Consider the following 17,265-nt stretch of genomic DNA (forward strand, 5'->3'; position numbering starts at 1 on the left):
CATCATCCCATACGGAATGCGGCTTGCTCGTCACGGCGACGCTGCACTTCGCGACGCTTGTTGACGACCGAAGCAATGATCACGCCCGTCGCCACCAGTGCAATCAGGATGGTGCAGACCGCGTTGATTTCCGGTGTCACACCAAGCCGCACCTGAGAGTAAATCTTCATCGGCAGTGTGGTTGCACCCGGACCAGAGGTGAAGCTTGCAATCACCAGATCATCGAGTGAAAGGGTGAAAGCCAGCATCCAGCCGGAAACAACGGCAGGCAGAATAACTGGCAATGTGATTTTCATGAATGTTGTCACGGGTGGCGCGCCAAGATCCATTGCCGCTTCTTCGAGCGACCGATCAAAACTCACCAGACGCGACTGCACGACAACGGCCACAAAGCACATCGAGAAGGTGATATGCGCAAGCGTAACCGTCCAGAAACCACGGTCAAAATTCATCGCCACGAACAAAAGTAACAGCGAAAGGCCGGTGATGACATCCGGCATGACCAGCGGCGCGTAGACCATGCCCGAGAACAGAATTCGCCCGCGAAACCGCGTGTAGCGCGTGAGTGCAAGTGCGGCCAGCGTTCCAAGCACGGTTGCAATCGTCGCAGACAAAAGCCCGACGCGGATCGTCACCCATGCCGCATCCATCAGCGCCTGATTGCGAAACAGCTCCACATACCATTTGGTCGAGAAGCCCGCCCAGACAGTGACGAGGCGGGATTCGTTGAACGAATAGATGACCAGCAGAACAATCGGCAAATAAAGAAAAGCAAAGCCAAGCGACACCGAGACAATATTAAAACGTGACCAATTGTTTTGCATGTTATTTCCCCTTCTCCTGCTGGCGCGCCTGCACCTGCTGGAAAATCACGATCGGCACGATAAGCAGGAGCAACAGAACCACGGCCACAGCCGAAGATACCGGCCAGTCGCGATTGGAGAAGAACTCACTCCAGATTGTCTTACCGATCATCAGCGTCTGCGATCCGCCAAGAAGATCGGGGATCACGAATTCACCAACAGCCGGAATGAATACAAGGAAACACCCCGCCACGACGCCTGCAAGCGATAGTGGAAAGGTGATCTTCCAGAAAGCTGAAAATGCAGTACAGCCGAGATCCTGCGCCGCTTCGATCAGCGAATAATCCATTTTTTCGAGTGACGAATAAATCGGCAGAATCATGAACGGCAGATAAGAATAAACGATACCAATGAAGATTGCCGTTTCCGTGTTCAGAATGTTGAGTGGCGTATCGATGATATTCAGCCACATCAAAAACTGGTTGAGCAGACCTTCCGGCTTGAGGATGCCAATCCACGCATAAACGCGGATCAGGAACGATGTCCAGAACGGCAGGATGACCAGCATAAGCAATGTCGGTCGCAGACTTTGCGGTGCCCGCGCCATGCCATAAGCCATCGGATAAGCGACAAGCAATGTCAGAAATGTCGAGATTGCCGCAATCCGCACGCTGGAAAGATACGCCATATAATAAAGCGGATCATCCATCAGCCAGAGATAGTTATCGATAGAAAGCTGCTTCACGCGCTCCCATGCAAGACCAAAGCCCTGCGTCAAATCAATAACTGGCTGATAAGGCGGTATTGCCATCGTGACTTCGGAAAGCGAAATCTTGAAGACAATAAAAAACGGAACCAGAAAGAAGATCAGCAGCCACAGATAAGGGACTGCGATCACGAGGCGACTGGTTATGGAAGCGATCAGCTTTTGCATGTGCTTCCCCTCCTCAGGCCGTCAGCACCAGACCGGCATCGGTATCAAACGAAACCCATACGCGCTCATCATAGGTCAGCGGATTTTCCGTCTTGCGCACAGCATTCAGGCTTGCAGCCTTGATGGTGCGACCATTGTCGAGGCGGACGTGGAAAACCGTCATATCGCCAAAATAGGCAATATCCCAAAGCTCACCCTCAACCGCGTTGACAGCGGTCTCTTCCGGCTTTTCGCGGGTAATGCGTGTCTTTTCAGGACGCACCGCATACCAAACCTTCTGACCGGCATTGAGCTGCTCGCGCGTTTCAGTGTGGATATGAAAGCCAAATTTTTCCGTGGCGATTTCAGCCTCACCATTGGCGGCCTTGACCACTTCACCTTCGATGATGTTCACATTCCCAATGAAGTCGGCCACAAACTTTGAACGCGGCGCCTCATAAACTTCTGCCGGTGTTGCCACCTGCATAATGCGACCCTTATCCATGACAGCGATACGATCAGACATGGTCATGGCTTCTTCCTGATCATGGGTGACGACCATAAAGGTAAGACCGAGCTTGACCTGTAAATCCATCAATTCGAACTGGGTTTCTTCGCGCAGCTTCTTGTCGAGCGCACCAAGCGGCTCATCCAGCAGCAGCACTTTCGGACGCTTGGCAACAGCACGCGCCAACGCCACGCGCTGGCGCTGACCACCAGAAAGCTGATGCGGCTTGCGCTTGCCAAACTTTTCCAGCTTCACAAGTTTGAGCATTTCAGCGACACGCGCATCGATTTCCGATTTCGCCATGCCGTCCTGCTTGAGCCCAAAAGCAATGTTGTTTTCTACCGTCATATGCGGGAACAGTGCATAGGACTGAAACATCATATTGACCGGTCGCTTATAGGGAGGAATGCCGCGCAAATCCTGACCATCGAGCGTAATGCGCCCCGATGTCGGCTCCTCAAAACCCGCCAACATGCGCATCAATGTGGTCTTGCCGCAGCCGGAAGCACCTAAGAGCGAGAAAAACTCACGATTGAAAACATTGAGCGACAGATCATCAACCGCGGTAAAATCGCCGAAAATCTTGGTCACATTCTCAAAAGAGATGAAAGGCTTCGCCGCCGGATCATTCCAGGGTGCAAATTTGCGGCGAAAGCTGCCAAAAGATTCCATTCCGTTCCCCTATCGACTTAATCGAGGGCCTGCATTAACAGGCACAGCCTGCCACTAAACGACTATATTAAGACGTAGAGCGGCCCTCCTGTATGAACAGTGAGCCGCTCTTAACAATTTGACGGGACCAAACCCGATCAGACGTTCAAAACCGTCTTATTATCCAACTGTTACTGACCTGTGACGATCTTGGTCCAGGCCCGCGTAACATAACGCTGAGTTTTCTGGTCATAAGGTGTTGGCACAAACAATTTTTTCAACACCTCTTCGCTCGGATAGATTTCTGGATCATCGAGAATATCTTTATCGATGAACGCCTGAGAAGCCTTGTTACCATTCGCATAGAATACGAAATTGGATGCTTTCGCTGCAACTTCCGGGCGCATGATATAATTCATGAATTCAAGCGCTTCAGGTACATGTTTTGCGTCAGCAGGGATTGCCATCTGGTCAAACCACATCAGCGCGCCTTCCTTCGGGATCGAATAACCGATCTCTACGCCCTGATTTGCCTTCTCGGCACGATCACGTGCCTGGAAGATGTCACCTGAATAACCAACAGCCATGCAGATGTCGCCATTCGCCAGCGCGTTGATATATTCCGACGAATGGAACTTGCGGATATTCGGACGAATCTTGAGATAAAGCTCCTGCGCCTTTTCCATATCTTCCGGTGAAGGGGAATTGGGATCAAGACCAAGGTAATTCAAAGCCGGGCGCAGCATTTCGCTTGATGTATCCAGCAGATAAATACCGCAGTCTTTCAGCTTCGCCGAAATCTCCGGGTTGTAGAGCACATCCCAAGAGTCAATCGTATCGGTACCAAGGATTTCCTTGATTTTGGCCTTGTTATAGCCAATGCCGGTCGTGCCCCACATGTAGTTTATGGAATATTCGTTGCCCGGATCGTAGGTCGCGGCACGGGTCGAAATTTCATCCCACATATTCTTGAGGTTTGGCAGCTTGTCCTTGTCGAGCTTCAAGAACACACCAGCCGGGATCTGACGGCCAAGGAATTCACCCGATGGCACAACAAGATCATAGCCGCTACCACCGGCAAGAAGCTTGGTTTCAAGAATTTCATTGGAATCATAAACGTCGTAAACGACCTTAATGCCCGTTTCCTTGGTAAAATCCTTGAGGATCGAATCGTCGATATAATCCGACCAGTTATAAATATTGACAACCCGCTCCTGCGCGCTTGCGGGAAATACGGTGGCGCTCACAAGGGTCGTGACCATCGTTGTCGCCAGAAGAAAGGATTTCATCCTCATCGCGTGCTCCATTCTGCACCGTAATTTCCGGTACAGCTTAAGGGTGGGTAAATTGTTTCATTTTCTACCTTTTTAGATTGTGCAGCATTCGTCAACCGGCTGATGACAACACAAACATAAAAATTGCGATGCCACGCCTGAGAGCCAACGAGATTTTGACTATGGCGCGGCGAAAATAGTGAGGTTCGAGAACCGGAGCGGAGTGTACTTCGGGTACACGAGCACCGGGAGCGCAGAACCACGCCATTTGCAGACCGTCGGAGTCAAAATATCGCGGCTCTACTGGAAATCGAAAGCAGATAGCCCCGCCACCATTTCATCAAGCCCTAATGGACGCGTCAACGGCGGCTCGGCACGGGTGATGCAGCCTTGCCGTTCACAAAGCCTGCAAGCGGGGCCTATTTCTGTGCGAGGCGCACTGTTTGTACCGTAAACTGTCTCTATAGCAGCATCGAGCGAGCAGCCGATGAGAATTGCCGTGCGCCGCGGACGCTCGTTAAATGCACCTTGCGGTCCTTCAAGCGTTCGCGCAACCGTCAGAAAACTGGAACCATCGGGCAATTCGGCTGGCTCCACCAGCACCTGCCCCGCCTGTGTGAATGCTGCATAGACCGGAAGCTTCGGACACTGACCGCCAAATCGCACCGGAAAGCCTTCGGCACCCGCCATGCGCAAGCGATTGCCTGCGTGGTCAATTTCCATCAGAAAAAACGGTAAAGCAGAATTATCCCGCCGCTGAAGCGTTGTCAGTCGGTTTGCCGCCTGTTGAAACGACACGCCAAAGCGTGAACGCAACACGTCTATATCATAGCGCGCCCGCACAGCAGCATCACGAAACTGCCGGTAAGGCATCATCAAAGACTGTGCCGCATAACGCGCCAGTTCAAAACGCGCGATGCGCTTTGCTTCACTGGACGAGAGCTTTAACCCTTCTGTTTCAGCGCCGATCATTACTTGCATACGGATCAGCGCTGCTTCCATGGCAATTTCCTGCAACTGATCAAAAGGCGACAATCGCTCCGATATGAAAAGCCGCTGCGAATGCCTGTCATAACGTCTGCGCCAGTTCGGCATGGTTGCAACGGGCAATGTGCGCACCGTAATGCCATGCTCGCGCCGCAGCCATTCTTTCAACGCACCTGACAAGTCGCCATCAGGTTTCAGCAAACCATAAAAGCTTTCCGCCTCTTCCTCGATCCGCGGGTAATGATTGGGCCGCCGCGCCATAACATCACGCACTTCATCCAGCGGCAAACGCGTGGCGGAAAGCTGCGCATCACTGCCTTCATGCGAAAGCAATTGCGAGAGATCAGAAAGGCGCTGCTGTTGCTCGCGGTATGCACGGTAGAGTTTAACGATGCCGGTGGCGGCATTGGGTGCCGCCTCGCCAATCTCCACCAGTTCCTGATCGCCCGGCAATTCTCCCGTCAGCAGTGGATCGGAAAATACTTCCTTTAGGCCCGCAACCGTTGTTCCGCTTTCAGCCTGAAGGCTGTCGAGATCAAGCTTGTAAACACTGGCAAGCTTCAACAAGAGCTGCACCGTCAGCGGACGCTGATTGCGCTCAATCAGATTGAGATAGGACGGCGAAATACCAAGCGCCTCGGCCATGGATGTCTGCGTCAGACCGCGTTCGTTGCGGATGCGCCTGATGCGTGGACCAGCAAAGATCTTGCGTTCGCTCATGAGGCCTCCCAAGTGAGCAATGATGAAATTTACAATTCATGACAAAATAGCTGCAAAGTTTGATTTTGACAAGATTTACAAATTTACAAATGACCTCAGTCAATTTTCAGACAGCATTACCTCAATTTCTCAGCCGTTTCACTGCTTTTTCTAGCTGTTCGAGCAATAGGGTTGTAAATCTGGTCACAGAAAGAGCGACAACAATCAGCTCTTCCAGAACCTAATCCTAGTGTGAGGAGACACCGAAATGACAGATTTTTACAGCCTCATCCCTTCGGCACCCAAAGGCCGCTTTGACGGCATTGAGCGCGCACATACAGCCGAAGATGTGAAAAGGCTGCGCGGTTCGGTGGAGATCAAGTATTCGCTGGCCGAGATGGGTGCAAACCGTCTGTGGAAACTGATCCACGAGGAAGATTTCGTCAACGCGCTTGGCGCGCTCTCCGGCAATCAGGCCATGCAGATGGTACGTGCTGGTTTGAAGGCGATCTATCTGTCCGGCTGGCAGGTTGCAGCGGATGCAAACACGGCATCGGCCATGTATCCCGACCAGTCGCTTTATCCGGCCAATGCTGCCCCTGAACTGGCAAAGCGCATCAACAAGACATTGCAGCGTGCCGACCAGATTGAGACTGCGGAAGGCAAAGGCCTGTCGGTTGATACTTGGTTTGCACCAATTGTTGCGGATGCGGAAGCAGGCTTCGGCGGACCGCTGAATGCATTTGAGATCATGAAGGCCTTCATCGAAGCCGGTGCTGCTGGCGTGCATTATGAAGACCAGCTGGCCTCTGAAAAGAAGTGCGGCCACCTTGGCGGCAAGGTTCTGATCCCGACTGCGGCCCATATCCGCAACCTCAATGCGGCACGTCTTGCAGCCGATGTCATGGGAACGGCAACGTTGGTCATCGCTCGCACGGATGCAGAAGCCGCCAAGCTTCTGACCTCGGATATTGACGAGCGCGATAAGCCATTCGTCGATTACGATGCTGGCCGCACGGCGGAAGGCTTCTATCAGGTGAAAAGCGGCATTGAACCATGCATCGCCCGTGCCATTGCCTACGCACCCTATTGCGATCTGATCTGGATGGAAACATCCAAGCCCGATCTCGAACAGGCTAAGCGCTTTGCAGAGGCTGTGCATAAGGCTCATCCGGGCAAGAAACTGGCTTATAACTGCTCGCCATCGTTCAACTGGAAGAAGAACCTCGACGATGCAACAATTGCCAAGTTCCAGCGCGAGCTGGGTGCGATGGGATACAAGTTCCAGTTCATTACGCTGGCTGGTTTCCATCAGCTCAACTACGGCATGTTCGAACTGGCGCGTGGTTACAAAGATCGTCAGATGGCGGCTTATTCCGAACTGCAACAGGCGGAATTTGCAGCCGAAGCCAACGGCTACACCGCGACCAAACACCAACGCGAAGTCGGCACCGGCTATTTCGATGCCGTATCGCTCGCAATCACCGGCGGCCAGTCTTCGACCACCGCCATGAAGGAATCCACCGAAACAGCGCAGTTCCGTCCGGCTGCGGAATAACAACGAAGGGAACATAAAATGGCTTCGATTGCACGCGTTAAGGAAAGAGCAGAAGAGCAATCAACCTCGATGAGCACCGATCAGCAAAGCGCGATCCGTATGCTTGCCAATGACCTGCACCGTCTCAATCAGTCGGTTATGAAAGCAGTCGAGGCCGGTGTTTCTGTAGAGCTGGTTCGTTCTGCCCGACATCATGCGGGAGATGGCAACTGGGGCGACCTCTTGATCCCGGTTATCGTTACCCGAAACCCGTGATCAGCAAAAAACAACGGATTATAACTTGATATACCAGTCCATTCATGTTGGATTAGCTTAACTGACCTCCCCGGCTGGCTCTGCCAGTCGGGTTCTTTTTTGCGTCAACAGACATTTTTTGGCTAGGCGGTTTTGGGAAATCTATTCCCACACCGCTTCGCGCGAATGGATCGCGCAGGCGTGAAGCCTAAATGCTTCGATGCTGCTATGCAGTCCAAAAGACGCAATCTGCTTCACAACTCATTCGGATTTTTTCTTTCGCCGTTCACAAGACGAAATTGGGCACAATAAACTACATATGCTCAGCGACGGCGCGGATTTCGCATTATTGAAGTGTCTTTTCCAATATCGCCCATTGCTCTTCACGCGTCACCGGACCCATTCTGCCCTTTCTGGCCAGCACATTTCTATTGAGACGCACGAATACAACCTTTTGATCGCCTTTCTCCGCCCATCCGACATACCAGCCGAACTGACGGCGTCGATCTGGCTTGCCTTTAGGGCCTGTTTCAAAGGCCGAGCCGGTTTTACCATGGACCATCCAGCCGTTTGAAAGCTGATGACTTGGTAAAATTTCCATGGTTTTGGTGATCGCAACCTCAGAAAACGGCAACTTGTAATTCACCATCTTCATGAGAAAATCAGCCTGCTCATTGGGTGATATTTGCAATGATGAGGAAATCCAAGAACGTAAAAGGCCGTTATTCTTGCCCCGATCGCCACTTAGGTCACGGTTACCGTAATTGAGTTGATCTGTGTATTTTTGAAATTTATCTTTTCCTAGCTTCCGCGTCAGCTCTTGTGAGAACCACACAACCGACTGATCCTCCCAATAGGTCGGATCGACAGATTGCCTCCATGATTCACGCCACGCAGGATAACCTTCCTTGTAAGGCCAGGAGGGGGTGTGTGCATCCTCGAGAATGCCGCTTTCAAACCCCATCAACGCCAATGGCACTTTGAAGGTTGATGCCGGGCTGTTGCGCGTATCGCAAACGTCGCCTTCTTTAGAGATGATGTCGCCATTATTCGCATTAAGGATGATCATGCAGGTGAGTTTTTCGTTTTTGGCCGATGCCTGTCCTTGCAGGGCGAGCATCATACACAAAGCGCTTCCTGCCATTCCCAAAGCCGCTTTGATCGTTCTTTGCATCCAGAAAACCTCTCAAGACATGTTTTCGCGAATTCTTTTCTCAAACATGGCGCCAACATTACGCAAACATGGCAATCCACACGTTTGTGCATACCCCCTCATTTATCACTCCCCATATTTAATGTTGTTGTTGTTCAAAGCTTCATTTGTCAACGCATCATGCTCCAGCTATCATGATGCTATACGAAATCATTTTTTGGTGTTGGATGTCTGCTGATACGACGGAAAAGAAGGTTACGCGTGCGCCGCGTCGCCGTACGCCTGCTTATGTCAAATCGCTTCGCGGCGTGAAGAACTGGAAGCAAGCCACAGAGTGGCTGGCATGGCGCGACATTGAAGACATCGAATGCATTACCCCTGATCAGGCGGGTGTGGCGCGTGGCAAGATGATGCCATCAAAGAAGTTCACTTCCAATACGTCGCTTGCTCTGCCTTCTGCTGTGTTCATGACGACCATTTCAGGGGATTATCCTGAAGACGGTCATGGTTTTCAATATCCCGAAGATGATGGTGATCTCAGGCTTTTGCCTGATCTCTCGACACTCTCCTCGGTGCCATGGGAAACGGATGCAACAGCGCAGGTCATCTGCGACCTGGTCTATCAGGATGGACGCGCGGTTGAATTCACGCCGCGCAATGTGCTGCGCTCTGTCGTTGCTGCCTATAACAAGCGCGGCCTCAAGCCGGTTGTTGCACCGGAAATCGAGTTTTATCTGGTACGTAAGAACCCGGACCCCGATTATCCGCTCACGCCACCGGTGGGGCGCTCCGGCCGCGCTATTGGTGGCGGTCAGGGCTATTCAATTGCAGGCGTCAACGAGTTTGATGAACTGATCGACGACATCTATCATTTCTCCGAAGGTCAGGGCCTTGAGATCGATACACTGATCCACGAAGAAGGTGCAGCACAGCTTGAAATTAATCTGCGCCATGGCGATCCGGTTGAGCTGGCCGATCAGGTGTTTTTGTTCAAGCGCACAATCCGCGAAGCCGCCCTTAAGCATGATATGTATGCAACCTTCATGGCCAAGCCTATTCAAGGCCAGCCGGGTTCGGCGATGCATATCCATCAATCGATCGTCGACAAGAAAACAGGACGCAACATCTTCTCCAACGAAGATGGCAGTGAAAGCGAAGCCTTCCGCCACTTCATCGGCGGCATGCAACATCATGTACCAAACGCGCTCGTGATGTTCGCGCCCTATGTTAACTCTTATCGCCGCCTTACGCCTGATGCATCGGCGCCGGTTAACGTGAAATGGGGTTACGACAACCGCACGACGGCCTTCCGTGTACCGCGTTCCGAGTCCGGTAGCCGCCGCGTCGAAAATCGCATTCCTTCATCTGATGCCAACCCTTATCTGGCACTCGCTGCATCGCTCGCGTGCGGGTTGATTGGTTTGGTGAACAAAATCGAAGCTGATCAACCTGCATCGACAAGCGTTAACACCAAGGAAATCGATCTGCCGCGCGGTCTGATAGAAGCTGTGCAACTCTTTGAAAATGATCAGGAATTGCGCAACCTTTTCGGAAACTCGTTCGTCACCACTTATGCAGCAATCAAGCGCGCAGAGTTCGAGACTTTCATGGAAGTCATCAGCCCGTGGGAACGTGAGTTCCTTCTGCTCAACGTCTGACCGGTTCCACATGACCTATCAAAGCCCAATCTCGCCCGGCTTCTCATGGTACGAAGCGAGCGCTCCAGAGCGACCGCAATACGAAGAACTTGATGGTGCCCGTCAGGCAGATGTCGTTGTTATTGGTGGTGGTTATACGGGACTTTCGGCAGCCTATCATCTGGCCACACAGGGAGCCGACGTTGTGCTGATCGAAGCGGCACGCTTTGGCGATGGCGCATCGGGACGCAATGGTGGTCAGTTCGGCACCGGTCAGCGCACATGGCCGGAAGACCTCGAAAAGCAATATGGCTTTGAACGGGCGAAGGCTCTGTTCGATGTTGCGGAAGAAGCCAAGGCTTACCTTCTTGGCTTTGCGCGCGAACACTCTATCGATATGGAATATATGCCCGGCCAGATTTCAGCCGCGCACAAGCCGCGTTATTTGAAGCACTATCAGGCCCATGCGGAACTGATGGCCACGCGCTTCAATTACCCTCATATTCGTTTTGTTGAACGCGACGAAATGGCCACACTTCTCGGCTCTAACCGCTATCATGGCGGGATTTATGATGCGGGCACCGGTCATATCCATCCGTTGAAATTGCTGATTGGGCTGGCAAAAGCGGCACAGTCCACCGGTGCGCATCTCTTTGAAAACACCAAAGCCACAAAGATAACCACAGCAAGCGGTCGCGTTGAAGTTGAAACGCCACGCGGCACGATTTCAGCAAAGAGAGCGTTTCTCGCAGTCAATGCGCACGGCGGTGATTTGGAGCCGACAAGTGCAACTCACGTGATGCCAATCCGTTCTTTTATTGGCGCAACTGCCCCTCTGGGCGACAACAGCCCGGTCATTCCCGGTGGTGAGTCGGTTGATGACTCGCGCTTCGTCGTTCGTTATTTCCGTAAATCAAAGGATGGCCGTCTTCTGTTCGGAGGCCGTGAAGCCTATACCGCCGACAATCCGCGTGACATCAGCGAACATATCCGCCGCCAGATTGCTGAAATCTATCCCGCACTCGACAAGGTCGACATTACACACGCATGGGGTGGATCCGTTGGTATAACCATGCCGCGCCAGCCATTTGTGCGTGAAGTGATGCCTGGCGTTATTTCAGCAGGTGGTTACTCCGGCCATGGAGTCATGCTCGCCAATTACATGGGCAGACTTTATGCGGAAGCGATCAGCGGTAAGCGCGAGAAGCTCAAACTCTTTGAAGAATTGCGCATTCCCGCCTTCCCCGGCGGCCGCACGTTGCGTGCCCCACTGCTATTTGTTGCCTTGTCATGGTATGCGCTGATGGATCGGATTTAAACCACACCCTCCCCGGCTTTTGCTGCAAGGCGTTGATATGTCTCTTCCACCACATCACACATCGGCAGAATTCCGCTCAAACATAGCAATGCCTTTATGTGTTCACGCACACCTTCATAGCCAATGATCGGCACAAAAGACTGCATAACGATACGTGCTTCGCCTCTGTAAAGAGCCTCATACTCCGCAAAATTTGTAAAGCTTTTGTAGCTTTCGCCGCGCATCAAATAGGTTTCGACCGCAGCGCCTTCGGCCAGCACAACCGCATGGCTATCGAGCACAATATTATAATAGTCGATGGTATTTTGTGCTAAAGCGCGCGTGATAGACTGGCCATTGACGAGATCTTTCGCTCTGATCAAAACGCCATCAATAAAAAGAGCATGGTTTGGAGACAAATAGAGATCACGGCGAGGCGCTTTGCCGTCAATCGCATGACGTGCAATACGGATCGGCATGATGTTCTCGTTCCAACCCGCTCCGCCTTTGCGGTGGCTTTGCCAGCCGACCCACTTAACGGGCATAAAAGAACCATCAACTGTCCTGACGAAATCTCCGATCACGAGATTTTCTACCGCAACCGGCCCCTTCGCGGTCTCTATGAGTGTACCTTTCAAAAGACAGTTAGAACCTGAACCGCCGCCGTGCTCCCACCATTTCGTACCAAGAGCTCGAGCTGGAAAAGACGATACAGTCGCCACCAGCGCGCCCAGGGCGGAACCCTTTGCAATCATGCCCGCCGCAGCACCCAGAAAATGGCGTCGCGCGCGACTGCTCGGTGAATGCCGGTCTTTATCTGCTGACATAAGTCCCTCCGCTCTAAGAGTTATGGCATCGGGCCAAAAACAGCATGTTTTTGCAAAGCACGATGCGTCTGTTCAAGAACATGAAGCACTATTCCGTGTTGCACGGAGTTAGAATGCCTCGATTACTTCACCCCAATTACCGCTCTGATATTACTCCACCATGCCATTGAAAATGTTACAGCAATCCGATCTACCACGTCCGCAAATAGAGGTAGAGCATAGGGCAAAGGGCGTAGATTTTATGAGATTGTGGGTGCTCTCAAGGGCGCGCAGCGCTAACCGAGATTAAGTAAAACACAATAGAAACGCGCAATTGCTCTGAGAATCATCCTATCATTTCACGAACAAAGCAGCGCAGGAGTTTCCATTGAGCAAAGACACGCTTTTTCTTCTAATGCCCGGTTTTGAAGATCCGGCCTATCCGGGCCAGACTTTTTACTGCGAACATTGTGCGCTGATGGAAGGCGTGCTCGCATCATTTCCCGCATTGGGAGAGAAAATCGAGATCATGCGCATCGCCTGGCCGCGTCCGAGACCAGATGTAATCGCACTTGTGGGTGAGGAAAACCAGTCTTTACCACTGCTGATATTGGCGCAAGGTGACAGCTCAATCCATCAAACAGGCGAATATGAAGGACGCGCCTTCATCTCCGACAAGGATGCAATCCTCAAGGCCCTTTCCGAACGCCATGGCTTCGCACAACCACATCCCTAAAGCACGTGAAACCAGATTGGCGCTTTAAGCTGAGCAACACGGCGCACGCATTCGTGATGGCCAATGCGGCATATTGCTCTTCCTTTTTCGCTTCTTCACCCCATCTTAACATGCCTGCCAAGTCAGCCGATTGTCATAAACCTGTGTTCAGGTTTGTGGATATGCTGGCATCGAAAGAACGAACGGCAACAGAACAGATTTCCGACTGGCCTCATGTGTGAGCATGCGTCCGGTCTCAACCACAACAAGGAGCAACCACATGGTCGTAAAAGCCTATGGTGCTTATGCCGGTGACAAGCCACTTGAACCGATCGACATCACACGCCGCGCGCCGGGTGCAGACGATGTGCAGATCGCAATCGCTTATTGCGGTGTCTGCCATTCCGATCTGCATCAGGTTCGTTCGGAATGGGCCGGAACGGTCTATCCTTGCGTTCCCGGCCACGAAATTGTCGGCCACGTTACCGCTGTCGGCGCAAATGTCAGCAAATTCAAGGTCGGCGATACGGTCGGCGTTGGCTGCATGGTCGATAGTTGCCAGCATTGCTATGCCTGCGATGACGGGCTGGAACAATATTGCGAACACGGCTTCACGGGCACCTATAATTCGCCTACGCCTGACGCACCGGGCCACACACTTGGCGGCTACTCGCAGCAGATCGTTGTTAAAGACAAGTTCGTTCTCAAGATCAACCATCCTAAGGAACAGCTTGCTGCCGTTGCACCACTGCTTTGCGCAGGCATCACCACATGGTCGCCGCTGCGTCACTGGCGCGTTGGTCCCGGCATGAAAGTCGGCATTGTCGGCATTGGTGGCCTTGGACATATGGGCATCAAACTTGCTCATGCGCTTGGCGCTCATACAGTCGCTTTCACCACATCCGAAAGCAAGCGCGCAGACGCCAAGGCGCTCGGTGCTGATGAAGTAATCGTCTCGCGCAACGATGAAGAGATGAAGGCACACGCCAACAGCTTTGACTTTATCCTCAACACCGTTGCAGCCAGCCACAATCTCGATGCCTTCACCCAGCTCTTAAAGCGTGATGGCACCCTGACACTGGTTGGCGTGCCGGAACATGCGCATCCATCGCCAAATGTCGCTACGCTGATCTTCAAACGTCGCTCGATTGCCGGTTCGCTGATCGGAGGCATTGCTGAAACGCAGGAAATGCTCGACTTTTGCGCTGAAAAAGGCATTGTTGCCGATATTGAAATGATTGCAATCCAGAACATCGAAGATGCATATGAACGCATGCTGAAAAGTGATGTGAAATACCGCTTTGTCATCGACAGCGCGACCCTCGCAGCATAACGAAATGAAAAACGGCCCGGTCATTCCGGGCCTTTTTCTTGATTTAAACCGGGATTTCGGAAACCTGCTTTACCGTCTGGCTCGGAACGTCTGTCTTGAGGCTTTGAACGCCTTTGATGCGGCTCAAATGCTCCGACTGAAAACGGCGATAGTCTTCAATGTCAGCAGCTACAACGCGGATCATTGCATCAAAATCCCCCAACATGAAATAGCACTCAACCACCTGTGGTAGTTTCAGGATGGCCTTTGCAAAGGTTTGCAGTGTCTCCTCATCTTGCTGATCGAGACGAATGCGCACGAAAAAAGTCAGCCCTTTGCCAATTTTTGCCGGATTAAGCACCGCAACATAGCGATCAATCACGCCCGCATCTTCAAGAAGCCGGACGCGACGCAGACATGGTGACGCCGACAGCCCCACCTCACGCGCCAGATCATTGTTGGCGATACGACCATTGCGCTGAAGTACACGAAGGATCCGTCTATCGATATCATCCAGCTTCATTGGCTATCAATTCCATTTTTTAAAATATTATTGGCATTTTGTGCCAAACATTGATGCATAAGACCAATCTTTGCAACCAAATTGCGTCAGACATTGGCTACATTATCCAAAATTCAGACAAATCATGCAATGCATAAGGGGCAGCCTGACGGCAGGCCAACGGACGTTTTATGGATATTTCACAGGCCTATGCGCCGCAAAAAAGCAGAACTGCGCGTTATTCGGAATTTCGCCGGGGTGCAGTTGCCGGGTTTCCGGTTCTGCTTGGCATTATTCCCTATGCGGTGGTTCTGGGTGCGCTTGCTGCACAAAAAGGGTTGAGTCTCGTCGAAGTTCCATTGATGACGGGTCTCAACTTTGCTGGAGGATCGGAATTTGCAGCTATTCAGCTGTGGACCTCCCCGCCGCATATTTTGCTGATTGCCGCAATTACTTTTCTCGTTAATAGCCGTCATCTACTGATGGGGGCAGCGCTCGCTCCATTTATCCGTCATCTGCCCAAGCGCAAGGCTTTTGCGACGCTGTTTCTCATGTGCGATGAAAGCTGGGCAATCGGCATTGCCGATGCGAAACGCCGAAAGGCCAAAGGCATCAACCCTGCTCTCAGCCTTAAATTCTATGCCGGTGTTGCGGTCCCGTTTTACATTGCATGGGTGTTCTTTACGACCCTTGGCGCAGCTTTCGGCCCGATGATGGGCGATATGCGTCCATATGGCTTTGACATGGCTTTTCCGGCTGTCTTCCTCGTGCTGCTTGCAGGCATGTGGAAAGGCGTTGCCGCCGCCCGTCCATGGCTGGTCAGCCTTGTTGTTGCAGCAACAACCTATCTCACTATCCCCGGTGCGTGGTATGTCGCAGCCGGTGCGATTTCCGGTCTGATTGCTGCTTATGTTCTGGCAGGTAAAGACAATGATTGATCCAATAGCAGTTGTAGCCATCGTTTTAATGGCAAGCGTCACCTATCTCACGCGTATTGGCGGCTATATTCTGTTGCGCAATCGTACGCTCAGCAAGCGCGCCACAGCCGTCATGGAAGCCGCTCCCGGCTGCGTGCTGATTTCCGTCATTGCGCCCGATTTCGTTTCCGACAAACCGGCTGATCTTGCAGCGCTTGCGATCACCATTCTAGCGGCAACACGCTTTTCTATGCTGCCGACCGTCATCATCGGCATCTGCTCGGCTGGTTTTTTCCGCTATCTGATGGGCTAGGGTTACGGGGCAAGCTCGCCCATAATCCATTCGCGAAAAGCACGGATTTTGGGCATGTTCTTGCGTGCTTTGGGATAAACCAGCCAATAGGCCTGTCCGTCATCACAAAGAAGATCAAAGGGCTGGATTAGTTGCCCTGATGCCAGTTCTGCGGCATGAAACGCAGGTGTCAGGATACCAACGCCCTGCCCGGCAGCGGCTGCTCGCCCTTCGAGATGCTGCGCGCCATAACGGCTGAAAGAATTGCCCTTTATGGCCGGATTTTCAATTCCGGCAGCTTTGTACCAGATTTTCCACCATGGATCGGTGGGGTCGACGGCACGAAGGCGCAACAAATCAACAGGATCTTTAATCCCTCCGACCGACTCCATAAGTTTGGGACTGAGCATCGGTGAAAACTGCGCTTTGATCAGTTCGTGGGCAATCATACCGGGCCACTCACCTCGCCCGCTGCGAATGGCCATATCGACATTTGACGTCGAGAAATCGATTATATCGTTCGAGGTATCCAGTCGCACGGCCAGCGCCGGATGTTGCATCTGGAACGATCCCAACCGCTGTACCAGCCAGTTTGATGCGAACGTCACCACAGCGCTGATTGTCAAAACGCCCTGCGTGTCATCCCGTGCCGAAGCAAAGGCCGCCCGCATTGTTTCAAAGGCATCGTTAATCGCAGGAGCCAAGCGCTTGCCCAGTTCGGTCAATTCCACCTGTCGCGGTTTGCGCAGAAACAGTGGAGCGCCGACACGCTCTTCCAGCAATTTGATCTGATAGCTGACGGCAGCCTGCGTCATTCCCAACTCTTTCGCCGCACGCGTAAAGCTTGCGTGGCGGGAAGCGGATTCAAAAACACGAATGGCTGAAAGCGGTGGCAGGGGTGACGTCATAATACATAAGTTCTCCTTATGTAGGATAATCGACATTCAATTGGAAAACAAAGCATTTTTCGATCATAACTATAGGCACAATTTAACACATACCCCTAA

At 52.2% G+C, this 17,265-nt stretch carries 17 protein-coding genes; 8 read left to right on the forward strand and 9 right to left on the reverse strand.

Going from position 1 to position 17,265, the window contains the following annotated elements:
- Window positions 1-2: 2 nt before the first annotated feature.
- The 5 genes from ABE527_RS10380 to ABE527_RS10400 all read right to left on the reverse strand — a co-directional run bounded on the left by ABE527_RS10380 (window position 3) and on the right by ABE527_RS10400 (window position 5,856).
- Entirely contained in the window at window positions 3-824 is an 822-nt protein-coding gene (locus ABE527_RS10380) for an ABC transporter permease (RefSeq protein ID WP_265984394.1), read from the reverse strand.
- Between the two features lies 1 nt (window position 825).
- Window positions 826-1,737 (reverse strand): ABC transporter permease subunit, encoded by a 912-nt coding sequence (locus ABE527_RS10385; protein ID WP_396998294.1) that lies wholly within the window; start codon window positions 1,735-1,737, stop codon window positions 826-828.
- A gap of 13 nt (window positions 1,738-1,750) precedes the next feature.
- Entirely contained in the window at window positions 1,751-2,896 is a 1,146-nt protein-coding gene (locus ABE527_RS10390) for an ABC transporter ATP-binding protein (protein ID WP_499696881.1), read from the reverse strand.
- Between the two features lie 170 nt (window positions 2,897-3,066).
- A complete protein-coding gene (locus ABE527_RS10395; protein ID WP_265984397.1) occupies window positions 3,067-4,170 on the reverse strand; it encodes a polyamine ABC transporter substrate-binding protein in 1,104 nt (367 codons plus the stop codon).
- A gap of 279 nt (window positions 4,171-4,449) precedes the next feature.
- Entirely contained in the window at window positions 4,450-5,856 is a 1,407-nt protein-coding gene (locus tag ABE527_RS10400) for a helix-turn-helix domain-containing protein (RefSeq protein WP_499696882.1), read from the reverse strand.
- Window positions 5,857-6,103: 247 nt separating this feature from the next.
- On the opposite strand from ABE527_RS10400, the gene aceA reads away from it, so the two are divergent.
- Entirely contained in the window at window positions 6,104-7,393 is a 1,290-nt protein-coding gene (gene aceA, locus ABE527_RS10405; protein WP_499693795.1) for an isocitrate lyase, read from the forward strand.
- An 18-nt stretch (window positions 7,394-7,411) separates the two neighbouring features.
- Window positions 7,412-7,648, forward strand: a complete 237-nt coding sequence (locus tag ABE527_RS10410) for an SMc00767 family acetate metabolism repressor (RefSeq protein WP_265984401.1) — start codon at window positions 7,412-7,414, stop codon at window positions 7,646-7,648.
- 325 nt (window positions 7,649-7,973) lie between these two features.
- Here ABE527_RS10410 and blaOXA read toward each other — a convergent pair whose 3' ends face one another.
- Window positions 7,974-8,801: a class D beta-lactamase gene (gene blaOXA, locus ABE527_RS10415; protein WP_499696883.1), complete on the reverse strand. Its 828-nt coding sequence runs from the start codon at window positions 8,799-8,801 to the stop codon at window positions 7,974-7,976.
- 206 nt (window positions 8,802-9,007) lie between these two features.
- Between blaOXA and ABE527_RS10420 the strand changes: the two genes are divergently transcribed.
- Both ABE527_RS10420 and ABE527_RS10425 read left to right on the forward strand, forming a co-directional pair.
- Window positions 9,008-10,438, forward strand: coding sequence for a glutamine synthetase family protein (locus ABE527_RS10420; RefSeq protein ID WP_499693793.1), 1,431 nt, complete (start codon window positions 9,008-9,010; stop codon window positions 10,436-10,438).
- A gap of 10 nt (window positions 10,439-10,448) precedes the next feature.
- Window positions 10,449-11,735: an NAD(P)/FAD-dependent oxidoreductase gene (locus tag ABE527_RS10425; RefSeq protein ID WP_499696884.1), complete on the forward strand. Its 1,287-nt coding sequence runs from the start codon at window positions 10,449-10,451 to the stop codon at window positions 11,733-11,735.
- On the opposite strand, the gene ABE527_RS10430 is transcribed toward ABE527_RS10425, so the two are convergent.
- The gene (locus tag ABE527_RS10430) at window positions 11,732-12,541 is read right to left on the reverse strand and encodes a Hint domain-containing protein (RefSeq protein ID WP_499696885.1); all 810 of its coding nucleotides are present in this window, start codon (window positions 12,539-12,541) and stop codon (window positions 11,732-11,734) included. The two genes, ABE527_RS10425 and ABE527_RS10430, sit on opposite strands and share 4 nt — an antisense overlap.
- A 367-nt stretch (window positions 12,542-12,908) precedes the next feature.
- Between ABE527_RS10430 and ABE527_RS10435 the strand changes: the two genes are divergently transcribed.
- Complete coding sequence (locus ABE527_RS10435; protein WP_499693791.1) at window positions 12,909-13,256, forward strand: DUF3088 domain-containing protein; 348 nt, start codon at window positions 12,909-12,911, stop codon at window positions 13,254-13,256.
- 259 nt (window positions 13,257-13,515) lie between these two features.
- A complete protein-coding gene (locus tag ABE527_RS10440; RefSeq protein ID WP_499693790.1) occupies window positions 13,516-14,568 on the forward strand; it encodes an NAD(P)-dependent alcohol dehydrogenase in 1,053 nt (350 codons plus the stop codon).
- 43 nt (window positions 14,569-14,611) lie between these two features.
- On the opposite strand, the gene ABE527_RS10445 is transcribed toward ABE527_RS10440, so the two are convergent.
- Window positions 14,612-15,070 carry an Lrp/AsnC family transcriptional regulator gene (locus ABE527_RS10445; protein WP_265984413.1) on the reverse strand — a complete coding sequence of 153 codons (459 nt, stop codon included), beginning with the start codon at window positions 15,068-15,070 and terminating at the stop codon, window positions 14,612-14,614.
- Between the two features lie 170 nt (window positions 15,071-15,240).
- Between ABE527_RS10445 and ABE527_RS10450 the strand changes: the two genes are divergently transcribed.
- The gene (locus tag ABE527_RS10450; protein ID WP_499693789.1) at window positions 15,241-15,987 is read left to right on the forward strand and encodes an AzlC family ABC transporter permease; all 747 of its coding nucleotides are present in this window, start codon (window positions 15,241-15,243) and stop codon (window positions 15,985-15,987) included.
- The gene (locus tag ABE527_RS10455) at window positions 15,980-16,279 is read left to right on the forward strand and encodes an AzlD family protein (RefSeq protein WP_265984416.1); all 300 of its coding nucleotides are present in this window, start codon (window positions 15,980-15,982) and stop codon (window positions 16,277-16,279) included. Before ABE527_RS10450 ends, ABE527_RS10455 begins: the two co-directional genes overlap by 8 nt.
- Window positions 16,280-16,281: 2 nt before the next feature.
- Here the strand turns inward: ABE527_RS10455 and ABE527_RS10460 are convergent, their stop codons facing one another.
- Window positions 16,282-17,166: a LysR substrate-binding domain-containing protein gene (locus ABE527_RS10460; protein ID WP_265984417.1), complete on the reverse strand. Its 885-nt coding sequence runs from the start codon at window positions 17,164-17,166 to the stop codon at window positions 16,282-16,284.
- Between the last annotated feature and the right edge of the window lie 99 nt (window positions 17,167-17,265).

Source organism: Brucella sp. TWI432, assembly GCF_039674445.1.
Classification (GTDB): domain Bacteria; phylum Pseudomonadota; class Alphaproteobacteria; order Rhizobiales; family Rhizobiaceae; genus Brucella; species Brucella chromiisoli.